This window comes from Kitasatospora sp. NPDC028961 (genome assembly GCF_055564815.1).
Genome location: NZ_JBVHVO010000048.1, coordinates 1 through 18,341 on the forward strand (window position 1 = coordinate 1; position 18,341 = coordinate 18,341).

The window sequence follows — 18,341 nt, forward strand, 5'->3', positions numbered from 1 at the left end:
GAGACGTGCGGGATGATCTCGGGTTCCTGGGGGATGATCCGGATCCCGGCGCGGCGGGCGTCGGTCGGTGAGGACAGGGCCAGCGGGCGGCCGTCGAGGACGACGTGGCCCTCGGTCGGCTGGTGGTCACCGGTCAGGATCTTCAGCAGGGTCGACTTGCCCGCCCCGTTCTCCCCCATCAACGCGGTCACCTGACCGGCGGGGAAGTCCAGGGTCACGCCACCGAGGGCCTGGACCGCACCGAACCGCTTGGTGACCTGATGGACACCGACGCTCCCGGCGGCGGGCTGGGCAGTGGGCGGGCGGGGTTCCGGGTTCACGGCAGGGGCTGGGCTCATCGGGGTCACCTTGAGGTCGTGCGGGAGGGTCGGGACGGTCCACGGCCGGTGGGACACGGTCGGTGGGCGGACCAGGTGGGGGGGTGGAGCTTCGGGCGGTCCGGCCGGCGGGGGCGTCCCCGGCCCGGCGGTGCAGGAGCCGGGCCGGGGAACGCCGTGGCAGGCCGGGGGATGCGGCCCGAACGGGGTCAGCTGCAGGTGACTCCGGCGCTCTGCCAGGTCGTGGCGTCGACCATGGTGGTGGGCGCGAAGGCCTCCTTCGGGAAGTCCTTGCTGTTCTTGAGCTTGTCGTACATGGTCTGCACGGCCAGCGCGCCGACGTCCTTGCCGTTGATGAACAGCGCGGCCTTCATCCCGGTCGGCTTGCCGCCGCTCCAGTCCTTGCACGCCAGGTACGCGCCCAGACCCACCCCGATCACGTGGTCCGCCGAGATGCCCGCGTTCTGCAGCGCCGTCACCCCGCCCTGCACGTTCTCGTCGTTGCAGCCCCACAGCACCCAGTTCTTCACACCCGGGTTCGCCGTCACCGTCGCCGCGATCTTGTCCTGCGCGCCGGTCGGCGTGTTGTCCGTCGCCACGTCGATGTTCTGCACCCCCGGCACCGCGGCCGCGAACGCCTCCTTCGCACCCTTCACCCGGTCACCGCAGACCGTCACGTCCTGCTTCCACGCCGAGATCACCCGGGTCTCCGCCGGGTTCCAGCCCGCCTTCTTGAACTCCTCACCGGCCCGCTTGCCGACCTCGCCGCCCATCTGCAGCCCGGAGAACCCGATCCGCGACACCAGGTCGTCCTTCGAGCACGCCGCCGGGTCCGGACCACTGGCGCAGATCTGGTCGTCCGAGGTCAGCAGCGCCACCTTGGCATCCCGCGCGGTCTGCACGACCTGCGGCCCCACCGCCGGGTCCGGCACCACGATGATCACACCATTGGTCTTCTGCGCGACCGCGGACTGCACCTCGCTGATGGTCTTGTTCGCGTCGTTGCCGAGATTGACGACCTTCAGGTCGACCCCCAGCTCCGCGGCCTTCGCCTTCGCGCCCGCCGCCTCCCCGACGAAGTACTCCTGGTCGCCCTGCTTCTGCAGGTAGGTGATCGAGATCTTCCCGGAGACCGGCGCCACCGAGGCGTCGCCCGACTTCACGGACTCCTGACCGGTCGAACAGGCCGTGGCCAGGCCCAGGGTGAGGAGGAGGCCGGCTGCGGCGGCGGCGCGGCTGGTGGGACGGAACATGGGGGAGCTCCTTCGAGGGCGCACCAGCCGCAGGGACGGAACGGGTGCGAGGGAGTCGGGCAGTCGTGCACATGCTGGTGGAATGCGAGCGGTGGAGTGCGGCGGTGCGCCGACCAGGTGGTGGTTTGAGGCCGGGGGCCCCGCCTTGGCCAGTCAATCGAACGTAGACTGCCAGAAACAAACACTTCCGAACGCGATGGGGATATGACACCTCTGTTTCGGAAACCGCGTCAAGGGTGCGGCGGGGTCGAGACCAGCTTGTGACGTGCGACCGGTGCCGGGGCGGACGGGACGCGCGGCCAGGTAGCAAGCCACGCGGCTCAGCCGGGGATTCCCCGGGCGATCCCGGATCCGGACCGGTCGCGCCCGGTCGCCCGGTCCGAAAGCCGGCGGTAACGCTTCGGTAACCCCCCGGGACGGTTGGGGGCGACGGCCCTCCAACCCTCACGACCGGCGCAGGTGGACGGTCGCCTGCCGAGCCGCACGCAAGGAGAACAGTGAGAGAGCCCTCAGCGTCCTGGACCGCCTTCGAGCCCCGCCGCCGGCTGCCCCAGCCGGGCGAACGGGCGGCCGCGGACGCGCTGTTGTCGCTGCCCGAGGAGTGCCGGCGGGAGATCCTGCGGGCCGTGGTGCGGGCCGCCGGACAGCGGGAGCTGCCGTCCTCGGCGGCCGCCGCCGGGACCGCGCCCCAGGACGACTCCGCGGAGGTCCGCCGCGCCCGCGCCGTCGCCGTCGCGGTCCGGGCCTGCCGGTACCTGGCCGCCCGGCAGGGCGGCGCGGACGGGCCGTCCTCCCCGCCGCCCGGGGCACCCGCACCGTCCTGTCCCTCTTGTTCCGTCGGGGGTCGCCCGCCGCAGCCGGGGGCGATGTACCGGGGCGACGACGAACCCACGGTCGTGCTCGAACGAGTCCGCACCGTGGCCCGCGCCGAACGGCCGGCCCTGTCACCCGCCCTGGTCGCCGGCCCGGGCCGGCGCTCGCGCCGCGTCCTGTGGTGGAGCCTGGCGCTCTCGGCCGCCGCGCTGGTCGGCGGTACGGCGGCCATCCAGCAGGGGGGCCGGGAGGCACCCCGGCCGGGTACGGTCTCGGTGCCCGGTGCCACCACCTCGGAGGCCTCGTCCGGCCCGACGGCGCATCCGGCCGTTCCCGCGGCGAGGAGCACGGCGGGTGGCGGCCCGGGGGAGAGCGGCCCGGGGGAGAGCGGGACGGCGGGGCGCGGTACGGCGGGGCCGGCGAAGGGGCTCGCGGGTGCGGGGCCGACCGGGGCCGGCAGCCCGAAGGCGTCCGCGACCGGGCAGGCCTCCGCGGCCCCGGTGGCCACGGGGCCGCAGGCGTCCAGGCCCGGGACACCCACCGGCTCCGCGTCCGGCGGTCCGGCGTCAGGTGGCGCGGCCGAGCCCCGGGCGGGCCGGACCGCGCCCGGGCCGACTCCCACCGGGACGCGCCGGCCGGCCTCGGAGCCGCCGCCCACGCTGCCGACCGCCCCGGTGCCGGCGAGCCCGTCCGCGCCGCCGGTGGTGGTACCGTCGTCGGCCCCGCCCGGTCCGGTCGGCACGCCCCCGTCGACTCCGGAGCCTCCGGTGGGCAGTCCCACCGCCACGGACGCGCGGTGACGCAGGGCCATCGGGGGGTCGGTGGCGCAGTTCCGAAGAGGCGTCAGGTATACGATTCCGCTCGGCCTTTCGGTAGTTTGGCCCCCTGCTGGGGTGCCGTGGCTCCGGAGGGGCGTCAGGTATACGACTCCGCTTTGGGCTGTCCAGTGATCGCGGACGCTCCCGCCCGGGCCTTCGGCGGCCCACCGACCGTCGCCCTCGGGCGGCCTCCTCGACTGCGGCGCGTGCCGAGCCCCCGGTGAGCGGATACACGGTCGCACGCGGTACCCCGGCGCGGACGCGCGCCCGCGACCGATCCGACTCCGTCACCGATCCGACCCCGTGTCCGATTTCGACTCCGTGACCGATCCGACCCGAAACCGACTCCGCACGCACCCGCTCCGTCGTCGCGGCCCCGGCGGGCGACCGGGAGCGAAACAGGCCCCGGGGGCCGCCCCCTCCCCGGTGCCGGGAACCGCCGTGCTCACCCCGAAGGGACCCTCATGCCACGCCGATCACGCCCGCTCGCCGCACTCGCGGACCAGCCGCCGACGCCCGAACACGGCCCAGCGGGGGAACCCGGCGCGGACGACCCGGCCACCGAGAGCGACGCCCGGCTGACGGTGCGGCTGCGGAGCGGCGACGACCGGGTGGTCGCGGAACTCTACGAGCGCCACCACCGGGCGGCCCTGCACTACGCGCGGATCGTCACCGGTCGCGCCGAGAGCGCGGAGGACCTGGCGAGCGAGGCCTTCGCCCGGACCCTCGCGGCGGTGCGGGCGGGGGCGGGGCCGGACGAGAACTGGCGCCCGTACCTGCTGGCCGTGGTCCGCAACACCGCGATGGCCTGGTCGACGGCGGACCGGCGCACCCTGCTCACCTCGGACTTCGGCGACTGGGCCGACCGGCAGGAGCAGGTGCTCTCGCCCGACGAGCTCTTCGCGGCCACCGCCGAGCGGCAGTTGGTCGCCGAGGCGTACCGGTCGCTGCCGGAGCGCTGGCGCACGGTGCTCTGGCACACCGTCATCGAACAGCGGCCGCCGGAGGAGATCGCACCGCTGCTCGGTCTCACCCCCAGTGGCGTCTCCTCGTTGGCCTTCCGCGCCCGTGAGGGGCTGCGGGCGGCCTACCTGGTGGCGCACGTCCGCCGCGCCGCGTCCCCCGACTGCGCGGCGCACTCCCAGGAGATCGCGGGCCTGGCCCAGCGCCCGTCGAGGCGGATCACCAAGAGGTTGGCCCGCCACCTCGACGAGTGTGCCGACTGCCGCTCGTGCCTGGCCGAGATGCGGGACGTCAACGGGCGCCTGCGGGCGGTGGGGCTCGGTCTCCTCGTCCTGTGGGACGGCGGTCACCCGCTGGGCGCCGGCGGCGGAGCCCTCGCCGCCACCGGGCACGGGGACGCCGCCGGGCACGGGGCCGGTACCGGGGTCGGGGTCGGGGCGAAGGCGGCGATCGGTGCGGCGGTGGCCGGGGTCGCCGCGACCGCGGTGCTGGTCGTCATCGCCACCGGCTCCGGCCCGGCCGGCTCCCGGCCGGGCGCGTCCTCGCCGCCGCAGGCGCGGATCGCAGCGGCCGACCCGCTCGGCACCGCCGCCACCGAGGCGCCGCCGACCGCCGACTCCGCCCCGACCCAGACGCCGGCCGTCGCGGCCTCGACCCCCGCCTCCCCCCGGTCCGGTCCCGCGTCCCCCGGCACCCCGTCGGCGGCGGGCCGGACGAGCGCCACCGCCCGGGCCTCCGCGCCGGCCGCGAAGTCCACGGCGTCGAAGGCGCCGAAGGGAACGGGCGGCGGCCTGTCGGCCGGGGTCTACACCGACGCCAACGACCCGACCCCCGCGCCGGGGGACCAGGTGGTGCGGCTGCGGCTGTCGGCGCTGAACAGCTGCATGGACGCCGAGGACGTCGACACGGTCGACGAAGAACTGCCGTACCTCGACGCCTGCGCCGCCGGGAACACCCAGAGCTGGTACCTGCGGCCCCAGCCGTCGGGCACCGGGTACTCCGTGATCAGCGCCGGGAACGGTGGCTGCCTCGACTCGACCGGTGGCGCCGCCGCGCGGGTCGTGCAACACCCGTGCGGCAGCGGCACCGGCCAGGTCTGGCAGACGGTGAGCCTGCCCGGCGGCGGGACGGGCCTCCAGCAGCGCCAGTCCGGTCAGCTCGTCGGCGCCGCGGGCACCGGGGCCGCCGAGGACCTGCTCCGCCTCTACCCCCAGTCGTGCGGCGCGGACGCCGCGTGCAACGGCAAGGTGGCGTTCCAGCTGTGACCGTCCTCCGGCGTTCGGGCAGCACGCCCGGGGGCATCCGTCAGCGCAGCAGGGACCGGGGCGTCGGCACGACCCAGTACCGCTGCACGTCGAGTACGCGCTCACCGAGCTGGGCCGCAGCGCCGCCGTCCCGCTGAGCATGCTGCGCGCCTGGGTCGAGGAGAACACCGCGCAGCCGCGAACCCGCCCGGGCCGGCTGTCCACGGCCTGATCACCGGCGGGCGCAGGCACCCGGGCCGGGTGCGAGGTAACGGATCGGCATACCCGCGGGACGGGTCCGCCGCCCCCGTCTCCATACCGGCAGACATCGACACGGTGTCGGGTTCCTCCGCGCTCGCCAGAAGGTGATCACTTGTCCACCCGCCGCAGTCTGATCCTCGCCGGTACCACCACCCTCGTCCTCTCCACGCTCCCGCTCGCGACAGCGGGCGCCGCCGGTACGGCAGCGCCCGGCACGTCGTCGCCCGGAGCGGCCTCGGCGAGCGCCTCCCCGTCAGGTCCGGCGGCCTCCGCCCCGCGCCTCGACGGCTCGCTGCAACGAGGACTGGAGCCGTCGGTTTCCGGTGTCCCGAAGGACTTCGAAGTCGGCGGTGCGGCAGAGGAGTTCGGCTACACGATCGAGAATCCGTCGGCACACGACTTCGTGGCCTTCCCGCTGCTGAAGTTCAAGAACACGACCGGTGACCTCCGCGCGGCCGACCTCAGGGTCGAGTACCGGCTGCCCGGGCGCACCGACTGGCTCAGGGGCTCCCAGGCCCCGGGCAGCGAGGGCGTGGACGACGGCGTGCTGGTGGTGCTCGGCGGCAGGGACGGCGACAACGTCGCGGACGACGCGCTCGTGGCGGTCCGGAAGGGCAAGTCCCTCGCCCTCACCGTCCGGGTCTCCTTCTCCGCCCAGGCGCCGGTCGGCAGGGCCGGCGTGGCTCCGGTGCTCTTCGCCGCGCAGCTCGACGACGCGACCGGGCAGCCGGTGGACCGCGGCAGCTACGGCTGTGCCTGCGGGGTGGGGTGCGCGGGCTTCCGGATCAAGGCCCCGGCGCCGGTCGCCACGGCGGCCCCCACCCGGGTGCCGACGCCCACCGCGACGACGTCGCGCCCCGTCACCGTGCCGCCCACCGCTCCCGCGGTCACGCCGTCGCGGACGGCCACCCCGGCGCCCAGTAGTGCGGCGCCCACCGCCCCGGCCGTGACCCACGCGCCCTCGCCCACGCCGACCGTCACCGCCCCGGCCGTCACCCACGCGCCCTCGCCCACGCCGACCGTCGCCGTGCCGACCGTCACCACCCCGGCGGCCACCACTCCCGCGGTGACGGCCCGCCCCACGACGCCGTCCACGCCGTCCACCTCGTCCTCCGCCCCGGCGTCCGCGCCGTCCGCGCCGCCCACGCCCTCCGCGTCCGCCGACCCGGTGGGCGACGGCCCGCTGCCGCTGCCGGTGCCCATCGACAACCCGACCATCGCGCCGCTGAGGATCCAGCCGACGGCGGTCGTCCAGGCGAAGACCACGGCGGACACCGTGGAGCGGAACCTGGCCCAGACGGGCGGCGGTGACCACCAGGCGCTGATCACCGGAGCCGGTGTCGCCACCCTCACCGCGGGCACCGGCGTCCTGCTGCTCCTGCGCCGCCGCCGGGCGGCCCGGCACGGCTAGCGGCGCGGTCGCGGCACCACGGCGTGACGCCGTGGCACCCGGTCCGGCGGCGCCCTCCCGCGCGCGCCGCCGGACCGGCCGTGCCGCACCCGCCGACAGGGAGGCCCGCCCGGGGACGGCCCCGAGCGGACCACGTCGAACGCCCTGACAGGACAGGAATCCTCGTGCTATCTGGTCCGAATCTGGCCGGTGCCGTGTTCACGGCCCTGGTGGCCGTCGGCCTCGTCGGTGCGCCGGAGGCCGCCGCCGCGTCCTTGGCCTACGACTTCGAATCCTCCGACGGCTGGCCCTACATGGCGGTCAACGGCGTCGGCCGGGTCTCCGCCGTCCCCGCGCCGGCCGGCGGCTCGGGAAGGGCCGCGCGGTTCAACGTGCCCAACGGCGGGCGCTCGTTCAAGACCGAACCGGTGATGAAGGACCTCGGTGCGGGAAGTCACCGCTTCTCCTTCGGCAACTACCTGCCGAACGACTGGCCCCGTGAGGACTTCGGCACCATCGTCGCCCAGTGGTTCAGTACGCAGGGGGCGGACAACGGCGGGGTGAAGCCCGTCGTCGCCCTCTCGCTGAACGGCCAGGCCTGGCTGACGGAGGTGCACTGGCTGGAGGGGACGGAGGTCCGGGAGACGGTCGTCCCGCTCGGGACGGTGCGGTTCGGCCACTGGAACCGGTGGGTCGTCGACATCACCTGGTCGACCCCGTCGTCGCCCGGCACCGTCGTGGTGCTCCGGGACGGCGTGCAGGTCGGATCGCACACCGGGGAGAACAACTACCACCGAGGGGAGGCACCGCACTTCCGGATCGGGATCTACCGCCCGACCTGGCGGTCGGAGAAGAGACTGGCGCACTCGGTCGGCGGCCCCGACGCCGTCCTGTACGTCGACGACGTTTCGCTCACGGACGTGACCGCCGGCGCCGCCGCCGCGCCGCCCTCCCCGGCGGCGCGGACCACGCCACCGCCGCCGCCACCCGCCACCGCTGCGCCGTCCGCACCCGCACCCGCTCCGACGGCCTCGCCGAAGCCCTCGGCCACCGCCGCTCCGACGGCGACCCCGAGCCCGACGCCCACCGGCGAAACGGCGGCCCCCACCTCGCAGCCGTCGCCGTCGCCGGACGACGCGATGACCCGCGCCGAGGCGGAGGCCGGGCTGCCGGTCTCCGTCGGGACGACGGCCGGCCCGGCCGCGGAGCCGTCGCCCGCCGCCGCGTGGACCGGCGGCGCGACCGCGTTCACCGCCCTGGCGTGCGTCGGCGGGGTGGTCCGCCGCCGTCCCCGGGGGACCGGCCGGCGCAGGCGGCGGTGAGCGGTGCCGCCGGGCCCCGGGCCACCGGGCGTCACCCCTGGGCCGCCGGTCCGGGCCGGCACCGGGGCCCGGCGGCCGGCTGTTCGAGGGCGGCCCTGGTCCGGTCGCCGAAGACGGAGAAGTTGCGCTCGTCGCCGCGGATACCGGCGGCCTGCTGGAATCCGGTCAGCATGCGCTCGGTGACGGCGTCGAAGTGCCCCTGCACGAATCCCGGCTCCGGCGTGCACCCGGCCCTGATCAGCAGCCGCTGCAGTGCCGTCACCTCCGGCCCGCTGTCGCCCCGTCGGAGCGGCCGGGCGGGCGGTGGCGTCGGGGCGGACGGCGAGGCGGTCGGGGCCGGGGCGACCGTCGGCGTCGGCGCCGCGGCCGGTGTGCTCGGCGCACTGACCGGGGCCGGTGCGCCGGCCGTCGTCGGTAGGCCCGTCGTCGGCCCGGGGATGGTCGCCGGGGCAGCGAGCGCGGGGGCGGACGAGGGCGTCGCCGGTACGGCCCTGGACCTGCTCGGGGTCGGTGCCGCGGTGGGCCGGGCCGACGGCGACTCGCGCGCCGGGGGTACCGGCGCGGTTCTCGGACCCGTCGGGTCCGGCGGGTCCGGCGCGATCGTGTCCAGGACGGTCGCCGAGGCCCCGTCGGGCGTCGGTGACCCGGTGACCCGGCTCGACGGCGGCTCGGCCATCGCCAACCCGAAGGCCAGCGCGACCGTGCCGATGCCCGCGGCGCCGATCGCGAGGCGGCGGCGGGCGAGGCGGCGGTTCGGTCCGGTCCGGCGGTGTGCGGGGCCGATGACGATCTCCACCGACGGCTCCTCCCGGGGCGTCACCCGCCCCTGGTGCGGCCCGGGAGCCACCGGGGCGGTGGCCGGCCGGTGGGCGGACACCGGGCGGAACCGGACCAGCAGGCCCTCGCTCAGGTGACCGGCCTCCCAGCGGCGGACGGCCCGCAGATCGGTCATCGCCCGGTGACAGCGGTCGCAGAGCGGCAGATGGGCGGTGAGTTCGACGGGAGTCGGCGCGTCGGTGGCGGCCGTCTCCCCCAGCAGGGCCGCGAGGTGCCGGCACTGCCGCTCGGGCGCCCCGAGGGCGTGCGCCCGGATGTACGCGTCGGCGAGCCTTCGGCGGGCCGCCGGCGCGGGAGGCGGGACCGTGGCCGGGTCCGCCGCGAGGGCCCGCCACAGCTCCATGGCGGGGAGGTCCGGGAGCTGCCCCAGCGCAGTCAGCAGCGGGCTGCTCCCCTCGACGGTGGCGACGACGTCACGGGGGTCCTGCTGCGGCGCCCGGCGCACGGACAGCCAGGCGAGGAAGCCCGGTGACAGGTCGTCACCCCGCCCCGCGGCGGCCCACCCGGCGGCGACCAGGCGCGCCTCGCCGAGCAGCAGGCAGCTCCAGGAGCCACCCGGGAGCCGGTCCCGGTGCGAGGCGTCGAGCGCCCGGTCGAGGACCTCCGCCGTGAGGCCGTGCGCCTCCCGGGGGGTCGCGCACAGCGTGCCCGCGTAGGCGAGCACCAGGGCGCCGTAGCGGCGCGTCAGCTCCCGGGTGGCGGTCCGCCGGGCGGAGCCGGAGAGCAGGAGCTCGCCGAGCTCCGCGTCGGTGAGTGAGGCGGGGGAAGGTGACATGAGGGTCCTCGGTGAGGTCGACCGGCGGCGGTCGCGGACGGCCCGCGAGCCCGCCGCTCCCGGAGGCGTTGTGAACCTTGGAGTCGGGATCGGCGCCGCCGTCCCGCCCTGTTACCCGATCGTGATCCGGCGCCGGAGGAGGCGGCCCCGCCGCCCCCGCGCATCCGGGCACGGACGTACGGACCCGCGGGCCCGGGACGCCCCCCGACTACCCATGACTCCGGGGGCGGGTACCTACGGTTCGGCGCATTCGGGGGAAGTTGGGTGGCCTCGGCGCTGGACCCCGCCCCGCCTCCGACCTTTGCTGGATCCAGGAGTACCGCCCGCTCGGTGAGCGGGCGACGTCCGAGAGGGAAGAACACCATGACCCACCGCACCCGGCCGGTCGCGAGCCGCTCCACCGCCATCTACCTGCGCTGCTACCCGTACGACACGGTGTACCTGCTGGACTACTGGCGGATCCTCGCCCGCTACTCCGCCGAATCCGGGCTGGGCGACGCGACCGTCTTCATGGACAACGGCCGGCGGTCCACCGACGACCTGACGGCCCTGGCCGACCTGACCCGCGCCGTCGAGGAGGGCCTGTGCACCACCGTGCTGATCCCCGGCCCCTTCGTGTTCTCCCTGGACGACGCGGAGGCCGGCGCGGCCGTCCGCAGGCTGGAGGAGGCCGGGTGCCGGGTCGTCGAGATGCCGCGCCCCTCGTTCTGGAACGAGGCCCCCGAGCTGGTCGCCGTCCCCTGACGGCGTAGGAACGAGGCCCGCGAGCTGGTCGCCCTCCCCCGACGGAGTAGGAGCGACCGCGTCCGGCGGCGGCTGTACTTTGGAGGTGTTCAGCGGCCCGACCGTCGTCACCGACCCGGTGGGGCGGTCAGCGGCGCCGGGAGTACGGCATGGCGGAGACGGAACACGGCGGGGGCCAGGGGCCGGCCGGCCGGTGGGGCTACCCGTTCGTGGGCCGCCGGCGCGAGCTGACCGGTCTGCTGTCGGCCGTCTCGTCACGGCCCGCCGTGGTGCTGGTGGAGGGCGAGGCGGGCATCGGGAAGTCCCGGCTGATCATGGAGGCCGGCGCACTGCTGGAGGCCGACGGCGTCCGGGTGATCGTCGGCGCCTGCCACCCGCTGCGGGAGCCGCTCCCGTACGGGCCGGTGGTCGACGCGCTGCGCAGGGCCGGGCCCTGGCTGCCGCCGCCGGAGGAGATCGGGGTGGCCGCCGCCGTGCTGGCCACCCTGCTGCCGAACCTCGCCGACCGGCTGCCCGCACCACCGCCGGACGACGGCGCCCCCGCCGCACCGCTGAGCCACCGGGTGCTGGACGGCGTCCGGACGCTGCTGGGCGCGATCGCTCCGGCCGTGCTGGTGGTGGAGGACCTGCACTGGGCCGACGAGCCGACCCGCGAGCTGCTGTTCCTGCTGGCCAGGGACCTGCCGCCGGACGTCGCGCTGGTGCTGACCTACCGCGGCGAGGACCTGCCGGTGTCGACACCCGTCCTGGGAGCGGCCTACCGGCGACCGCTGGGGACGGGCGGCACCGACCTCGCCCTCAAGCCGCTCACCGAGTCCGACCTGCGGGAGCTGGCGGCCGCCGTCCTGGGCACCGCCGCCACGGCGGCCGTCACCAGCATGCTGTTCGAGCGGAGCGCGGGCCTGCCGCTGATCATCGAGGAGGACCTGATCACCCTCAGCGCCCGGGTCGAGCACCCGGACGCGGGTGCGCCGGCGCCGGCGGGCGCGGCCCACGGCGAGGAGGCCGCCCGGTTGCGCAGGACGATGACCGTGCCGCGCAGTCTGCGCGAGGTGCTGTCCGAACGGGTGGTGCGGCTCTCGCCCGCGGCGGTCGCGCTGGTGAACGCGGCCGCGGTGCTGGCCGTCCCGGCGGGCGAGGAACTGCTGACCGCGTCCGCCGGGCTCGACCGGGACGCCGGGCAGCAGGCGCTGCTGGAGGCGCTCGGGGCCTCGGTGCTGCGCGAGGTCGGCGCCGACTCCTACGGGTTCGCCCACGTCCTGGCGTGCCAGGCGGTGTACGAGGGGATGCCCGGCCCGCTGCGCTCGCGCGGGCACCGCAGCGCACTGGCGGTGCTCCAGCGGCAGAGCCCGCCACCGCTGGTGCAGATCGCCCACCACAGCCGGGCCCTGGGCGACCTGGACGGCTGGCTGGTCCACGCGCGGGCCGCCGCCGACCAGGCGACCGCCCTGGGTGACCTCGGGACCGCCGCCCTCCTGCTCGGCGAGATCCTCGAACTGCCCGGCCAGCCGGCCGACCTGCTCTGCGACACCGCGCTCGCGCTGAGCCGGATCACCCGGCAGAGCATGGAGCACGCGGGCACCGAGGCCACCCTGCGCCGCATCCTGGCCACGCCCGGCCTGCCCGCCGCCGCGCGCGGCGAGATCAGGCTCCATCTCGGCACCCTGCTGCTCAACCAGGCGGGCGGCGTCGGTGTCGGCTGGGAGGAGAGCGAGAAGGCGGTGACGGAGCTGGAGGAGGAGAACCCGGTCCTGGCCGCGCGGGCGATGTCGATGTTCGTCACCGTGGGCACGGCCAGGATCTCCGCCGCCGGGCAGCGGGCCTGGGCCGACCGGGCCCGGGCGCTGATGGCGAACAGCACCGACCGGGGTGCCCGGGCGATCGTCGAGGCCAACCGCATCACCGCCCTCGCCACCTGGGCGGACCCCGCCGTCCCGGCACTGCTGGCGGCGCTCTCCGAGGACGGGGCCGACGGCGACCCCGAGGTCCTGCGGGGCGTCGCGTGCGCCCTCAGCAACGCCGCCGAGTCGGCCCTGTGCGCGGGCCAGGACGCGCGCTCCGCACGGTACGCCGAGGAGTCCCTCGCGCTGGGTCGGCGGATCCCGCTGCCCTCACTGGCGCTCTACACCGTGACCTACCGGCTGCTGCACACCTGGCTGTCCGGCCGCTGGACGGACTGGGACACCGAGCTGGCCGCCTACCGCAACCGGTACCCGGACAGCCCCCTGACCGGTACCGGGCTGATCGGCACCGCCCAGGGCGTGACGGCGGCCGCGCGCGGGCGGTCCTCCCGCGCGGCCGAGCACTTCCGGGGCGTCCTCGGCCCCGGCGACCTCCACATCACCGCGCTCGGCGCGGCGGCCGGCACCGCCCGGCTCCACCTCGCGCGCGGCGACGCCGACGCCGCCTGGCAGAGCCTGGCGGAGGCCCTGGAGCTGACCCGGGTCAAGGAGGCCTGGCCCTACGCCTGGGACGTGCTGCCCGCCGCCGTGGAGGCCGCGCTGCTGCGCGGCGACCGCGAGGGCGCCACGGAGCTGTGCGAGCGGCACGCGGCCGGCATCCGCGGCTGCGACGCCCCGGCCGCCGTGGCGGAACAGCACCTGTGCCGCGCGCTGCTGCGCTCCGGGGCCGACCAGGCCGGCGCGCACGAGGAGTTCGAGCGGGCCCGGGCCCGCTGGCGGGAGGTGGGCCGCCCCTACCCGGCCGCGCTGGCCGCCGAACGGGCCGCCCTCTGCCTGGCCGGTCCCGAGGAGAGGGCCGCCCGGCTCTCCGCCGCCGCCCGGGCGTTCGAGCGGCTCGGGGCCACCTCGGACGTGGCCCGCGTCCAGCGCGGGCTGCGGTCCCTCGGACAGGGCCGCAGCAATCCCCGCGGCCGGGCCGGCTACGGCGGCGCGCTCTCGCCGCGCGAGCGGCAGGTCGCCGGGCTGCTCGCCGAAGGGGCCAGCAACAACGACATCGCCGCCGCGCTGTTCCTCTCACCGCGCACGGTCGAACACCACGTCGCCAGCGTCCTGAAGAAGCTCGGCACCACCCGCGCGGCACTCACCGGTGCCGACGCCGTGCCGGTGGACGGGTCCGTTCCCCGCGACTGAGCTGTCGCGATGCCACGGGCGGACACGGCCGGCAAGAGCTGGTGAGCGCTGGTGATCGTCGCCGTCGGAGTCACCGAAGTATGGCCACCAGGTATCAGTAATGTTTCGACGTGTTGACTTGTTGGGCGCGCTCAGTAAGCCTGAGGGTCCCCCATCTGTTGAATTCCGCGTAATCACGTTTGTTTCTGTTCAGTAGTGAACGGAGCTCCGGTGGCTGGACCCGGAGGTCAGGACGAGCGCGGACGACGTCGAGGAACCCGTATGAAAAGAGTGGGATCCGTTCTCGCAGGCCTTCTCGGCCTGCTCCTGGCTGTGATCGCGGGGCCGTCACCGGCCCAGGCCGCGCCGGTCGCCGCCACCGCCGGCACCCAGTTCCCGGACACCACCGGAGCCGGGGTGCAGGCACACGGTGGTGGCGTGATCAAGGTCGACGCCTACTACTACTGGTTCGGCGAGGACCGCGGCGAGGACAACAAGTTCCGCTACGTGTCGGCGTACCGCTCCACGGACCTGAAGACCTGGGAGCCCCGGGGCCACGTCCTCACCCAGGAGACCGACCCGGAGCTGAAGGACGCGCTGATCGAGCGTCCGAAGGTCCTGTACAACGCCAGGACGAAGCAGTTCGTGATGTGGATGCACAAGGAGGCCGACGACTCCTACGCCGAGGCCCGGGCAGCCGTGGCGGTCTCCTCGACGGTGGACGGCCAGTACCAGTGGAAGGGCTCGTTCCGTCCGAAGGACGCCCAGGGCAACGAGTACATGTCGCGGGACATCACCGCCTTCGAGGACCCGGGCACGGGCAAGGCGTACATGATCTCCTCGGCGAACAACAACGCCGACCTGATGGTCTATCAGCTGACCGACGACTACACGCAGGTGACGGGCGTCCCGGCGAACCCCTGGCCGGGCCAGCACCGCGAGTCGCCGGCGATGTTCAAGCGCGGGAACACGTACTTCATGCTGACCTCCGGTACCAGCTACTGGGACCCGAACCAGCAGAAGTACGCCACCGCCCCGAGCCCGACCGGGCCGTGGACGGAGATGAAGGACGCCGGCGACAACTACGGCCACGGCTCGCAGACGGCGTTCGTGCTGCCGGTCGAGGGCAGTGAGACCACCTCCTTCCTCTACCTGGGCGACCGGTGGGCGGGCAAGGGAGCCGACCCGAAGCGGGTCAACGACTCCACCTACGTCTGGCTGCCGCTGCAGTTCCCGACCGCCACCACGATGGACCTCCCGTGGTACCCCGAGGTCTCGATCGACACGGCGACCGGCCGGGTGGCCGGTTCCGGCGGCGACCCCCTCAATACGCTCACCAACAAGGCCGGTGGCCTCTGCGCGGGCGTGAGCGACAGCCTCTCCGACAACAACGTGCCGGTGGTCCAGGGTGCCTGTGACGGCGGGCTGAACAGCGAGTGGCGGTTCACCAACAACGACAACGGTTACGTCCGGGTGCTCGCCCAGCACAGCGGCAAGTGCCTCGACGTGGCGGACAACTCGACCGCCGACGGCGCCGAGGTGAAGCAGTACGACTGCGGCTCGGGCAACAACCAGCGCTGGCGCTTCGAGGGCCCGGCCGACGGTCCGGTCCGCATCATCGTGAAGCACAGCAACAAGTGCCTGGACCTCCAGGGCGGATCCCTGGCGGCGGGTGCCAAGCTGGTCCAGTCGGACTGCGACGGCAGCCCCAGCCAGGACTGGAAGGTCGCCGTCGCCGGCGCTCCGACCGACCCGACCCACCCGACCGACCCCACCGACCCCACCGACCCGACCGACCCCGGTACCGGCACCCCCGGCACGGTGGACCAGCAGATCAGCACCTCGGTCGACGCCGGCGTGCTCTCGATGGCCGCCGCGACCGACGCCGTCCGCCTCCCGGCGGTGGCCTTCGGCTCGGGCGCGCCCTCGACCGGCTCCCTGAACACCGTGACCGTGAAGGACTTCCGCGGCGGCACCGCCGGCTGGTCGCTCACCGGCAAGGTCACCGACTTCACCGGCCCGCGCGGCAGGATCGACGCCGACCGGCTGAGCTGGACCCCCAGCTGCGCCACCAAGGCCGACAGCCCGAGCTCCTGCCAGGCGGGCAGCCCCGGGACCATCGGCAAGGCCGGCGCCACCCTGGCGTCCGTCACCGACGCCGCGCTGACCGGTGGCGAGTTCACCGCGGGGGCCGCCGTGTCCCTGGACATCGCGAAGTTCACCCCCGTCGGCAACTACTCCGGAACGCTCACCCTCACCCTCCTGTGACCGTGCTCGCGGGCCGGACGTCCCAGGCCGGCCCGCGGCACCCCGAAAGCTGGTCCGCCATGCGCAGAGCACCCGTCGTCACCGTTCTCCTCCTCGGCCTGCTGGCCCTCCTCCCCACCCGGGCCCACGCCGCCGACAACGGCGAATGGTCGGTCAAGCCGGCGGACTCGGTGATCACACCGCGCGCGGCGTTCCAGCTCTCGGCGCAGCCCGGCGCGACCTTCACCGACCGCGCCGTCGTCACCAACACCACCGACGGCCCGCTGACCCTGCACCTCTACGTCGCCGACGCCTACAACACCGAGCGCGACGGCGGTCTGGCGGTGCGCGGCCGCGAGGAGGCCCAGCACGACGTCGGGGCCTGGGGGAAGCCGGAGCGGGAGATCGTCACCGTCCCGGCCCGCTCCGCCCTGCCGGTCGGCCTCACCCTGACCGTGCCCGCCGACGCCTCGCCCGGGGACCACGTGGGCGCCCTGGTCGCCGTCGACGATCGCGTGCCGACCGCGGCCGGCTCCTTCATCGGCATCCAGCGCGGCGTCGGCGCCCGGATCTACCTGCGCGTCGACGGCGCGGAGCGGCCGGCGCTCGCCGTCGAGAACGTCCGGTTCGCCGCGCACAACCCTCGGGTGCCCTGGACCGGGCGCACCGACTCGACCGTCTCCTACACCCTGCACAACACCGGGAACGTGAAGCTCGACCCCCGCGCCGACCTGCACGTCGGCGGGGTGTTCGCGGGCGGTCCCACCGCCCGGCAACTGGCCAACGTACCGGCCGAGTTGCTCCCGGGGCAGCAGGTCGAGGTCACCGAGGCCTGGTCCGGCGCGCCCACCGGCTGGGGCGACGTCACCGTCACCGCCACCGCGAACGGCGTCACCGCCACCGGCTCCGACGACTTCACCCAGGTGCCGTGGCTGCTCGCCGGCGCCCTGTTCCTCCTCGCCGCCGCCGGCACCGCCGCGGCGCTCACCCGGCGCCGCCGACGGCCGGCCGCCCGGCACCGCGGGCGGCCGGCGGCGGGCGTCAGCGACTGAGCCGGTCGATCTCGGCGAGCTCCTCGGCGGTCAACGGACCGCCGTCGAGCGCGTCGAGGTTCTGGTCGAGCTGGGCGGTGCTGGACGCGCCGATGATCACCGAGACCACCCGCTCGTCCCGCAGCACCCAGGACAGCGCCAGCTGGGCCAGGGTCTGGCCGCGCCGCTCGGCGATCTTGTTCAGCGAGCGCAGCTGCTCCAGCTTCTCCCCGGTCAGCGCCTCCGCGCGGAGGAACCGGCCAACCGACATCCGCGAGCCGGCCGGCACCTCACCGGACAGGTAGCGGTCCGTCAGCAGGCCCTGCGCCAGCGGGGAGAACGCGATCAGACTCGTCCGCGTCTCGCCGACCGCGTCCAGCAGCCCGTCCTCGGCGGCGGCGCGGTCCAGGATCGAGTACCGGACCTGGTTCATCAGCATCGGGGTGCCCAGGTCGCGCAGGATCTCCACGGCCTCGCGGTGCTGCGCGGCCGGGTAGTTGGAGACCGCCGCGTACAGGGCCCGGCCGGAGCGCACCGCCCGGTCGAGTGCCCCCATCGTCTCCTCCAGCGGCGTCGCGGGGTCGTAGCGGTGCGAGTAGAAGACGTCGACGTAGTCCAGGCCCATCCGCTCCAGCGACTGGTCCAGGCTCGCCAGCAGGTACTTGCGCGACCCGCCGACGCCGTACGGGCCCGGCCACATGTCGTAGCCCGCCTTCGACGCGATGAACAGCTCGTCCCGGTACGGCTTGAAGTCCTGGGCGAAGAGAAGGCCGAAGTTGCGCTCCGCGCTGCCGTACGGCGGGCCGTAGTTGTTCGCCAGGTCGAAGTGCGTCACACCGCGGTCGAAGGCCCGGCGCAGCACCGCGCGCTGCACCTCCAGCGGCTGGGTGTCACCGAAGTTGTGCCACAGGCCGAGCGACACGGCGGGGAGCAGCACGCCGCTGCGGCCGGCCCGCCGGTAGGACATGGACGTGTAGCGGGTCTCCGCGGGGTGGTAGGTCATACCGACATCCTTTCAGGCGGAGGCCGGTGGAGGGAACCAACAGCCTTACCCGAAAGGGACTTTGTCGGATCGCGGCGCGGCGCGCGGCGACGGACCGGGGGAGGCGTGGGCCCCGGTCAGAGCTCCGGGTGTTCCAGCATCTCCGTGACCAGCGCCGGCGACGACGCCGTCGTAGCGGCCGACCCGCAGGTTGTCGCGCTGGGCCACGTCGTGGGTCAGCACCACCCGGGAGCCCTGGCCGATCCGGGAGAG

General features: G+C 75.1%; 11 protein-coding genes and 2 pseudogenes. 9 read left to right on the forward strand and 4 right to left on the reverse strand.

The features are described from left to right. Both ACZ4UX_RS36685 and ACZ4UX_RS36690 read right to left on the reverse strand, forming a co-directional pair. Positions 1–338: ATP-binding cassette domain-containing protein (locus tag ACZ4UX_RS36685; RefSeq protein WP_465709825.1), on the reverse strand; the 338-nt coding region annotated here is incomplete at its 3' end. A gap of 188 nt (positions 339–526) precedes the next feature. Continuing rightward, complete coding sequence (locus ACZ4UX_RS36690; protein ID WP_352296330.1) at positions 527–1,570, reverse strand: substrate-binding domain-containing protein; 1,044 nt, start codon at positions 1,568–1,570, stop codon at positions 527–529. Between the two features lie 2,095 nt (positions 1,571–3,665). Here ACZ4UX_RS36690 and ACZ4UX_RS36695 point away from each other — a divergent pair. From ACZ4UX_RS36695 to ACZ4UX_RS36710, 4 genes are all read left to right on the forward strand, one after another. Next, positions 3,666–5,429, forward strand: a complete 1,764-nt coding sequence (locus ACZ4UX_RS36695; RefSeq protein ID WP_465709826.1) for a sigma-70 family RNA polymerase sigma factor — start codon at positions 3,666–3,668, stop codon at positions 5,427–5,429. 82 nt (positions 5,430–5,511) lie between these two features. Then, positions 5,512–5,640 carry a hypothetical protein gene (locus tag ACZ4UX_RS36700; RefSeq protein WP_465709834.1) on the forward strand — a complete coding sequence of 43 codons (129 nt, stop codon included), beginning with the start codon at positions 5,512–5,514 and terminating at the stop codon, positions 5,638–5,640. 141 nt (positions 5,641–5,781) lie between these two features. After that, entirely contained in the window at positions 5,782–7,080 is a 1,299-nt protein-coding gene (locus ACZ4UX_RS36705; RefSeq protein ID WP_465709827.1) for an LPXTG cell wall anchor domain-containing protein, read from the forward strand. A gap of 164 nt (positions 7,081–7,244) precedes the next feature. Further along, positions 7,245–8,381: a heparin lyase I family protein gene (locus ACZ4UX_RS36710; RefSeq protein ID WP_465709828.1), complete on the forward strand. Its 1,137-nt coding sequence runs from the start codon at positions 7,245–7,247 to the stop codon at positions 8,379–8,381. Between the two features lie 31 nt (positions 8,382–8,412). On the opposite strand, the gene ACZ4UX_RS36715 is transcribed toward ACZ4UX_RS36710, so the two are convergent. Continuing rightward, the gene (locus ACZ4UX_RS36715; RefSeq protein ID WP_465709829.1) at positions 8,413–9,993 is read right to left on the reverse strand and encodes a peptidoglycan-binding domain-containing protein; all 1,581 of its coding nucleotides are present in this window, start codon (positions 9,991–9,993) and stop codon (positions 8,413–8,415) included. A gap of 363 nt (positions 9,994–10,356) precedes the next feature. Here ACZ4UX_RS36715 and ACZ4UX_RS36720 point away from each other — a divergent pair, with 363 nt between their 5' ends. The 5 genes and pseudogenes from ACZ4UX_RS36720 to ACZ4UX_RS36740 all read left to right on the forward strand — a co-directional run bounded on the left by ACZ4UX_RS36720 (position 10,357) and on the right by ACZ4UX_RS36740 (position 17,107). Next, a complete protein-coding gene (locus ACZ4UX_RS36720) occupies positions 10,357–10,737 on the forward strand; it encodes a hypothetical protein (protein WP_465709830.1) in 381 nt (126 codons plus the stop codon). A 149-nt stretch (positions 10,738–10,886) separates the two neighbouring features. Then, on the forward strand, positions 10,887–13,829 hold the full coding sequence (locus ACZ4UX_RS36725) for an ATP-binding protein (RefSeq protein ID WP_465709831.1): 2,943 nt from the start codon (positions 10,887–10,889) through the stop codon (positions 13,827–13,829). Between the two features lie 261 nt (positions 13,830–14,090). After that, positions 14,091–15,542 (forward strand): annotated as a pseudogene (locus ACZ4UX_RS36730) (RICIN domain-containing protein); the annotation flags it as partial. Between the two features lie 18 nt (positions 15,543–15,560). Then, positions 15,561–16,076 (forward strand): annotated as a pseudogene (locus tag ACZ4UX_RS36735) (WxL domain-containing protein); the annotation flags it as partial. Positions 16,077–16,135: 59 nt separating this feature from the next. After that, positions 16,136–17,107, forward strand: coding sequence for a DUF916 domain-containing protein (locus tag ACZ4UX_RS36740; protein ID WP_465709832.1), 972 nt, complete (start codon positions 16,136–16,138; stop codon positions 17,105–17,107). Here ACZ4UX_RS36740 and ACZ4UX_RS36745 read toward each other — a convergent pair. Further along, positions 17,097–18,089, reverse strand: coding sequence for an aldo/keto reductase (locus tag ACZ4UX_RS36745; RefSeq protein WP_465709833.1), 993 nt, complete (start codon positions 18,087–18,089; stop codon positions 17,097–17,099). The two genes, ACZ4UX_RS36740 and ACZ4UX_RS36745, sit on opposite strands and share 11 nt — an antisense overlap. Positions 18,090–18,341: the final 252 nt, after the last annotated feature.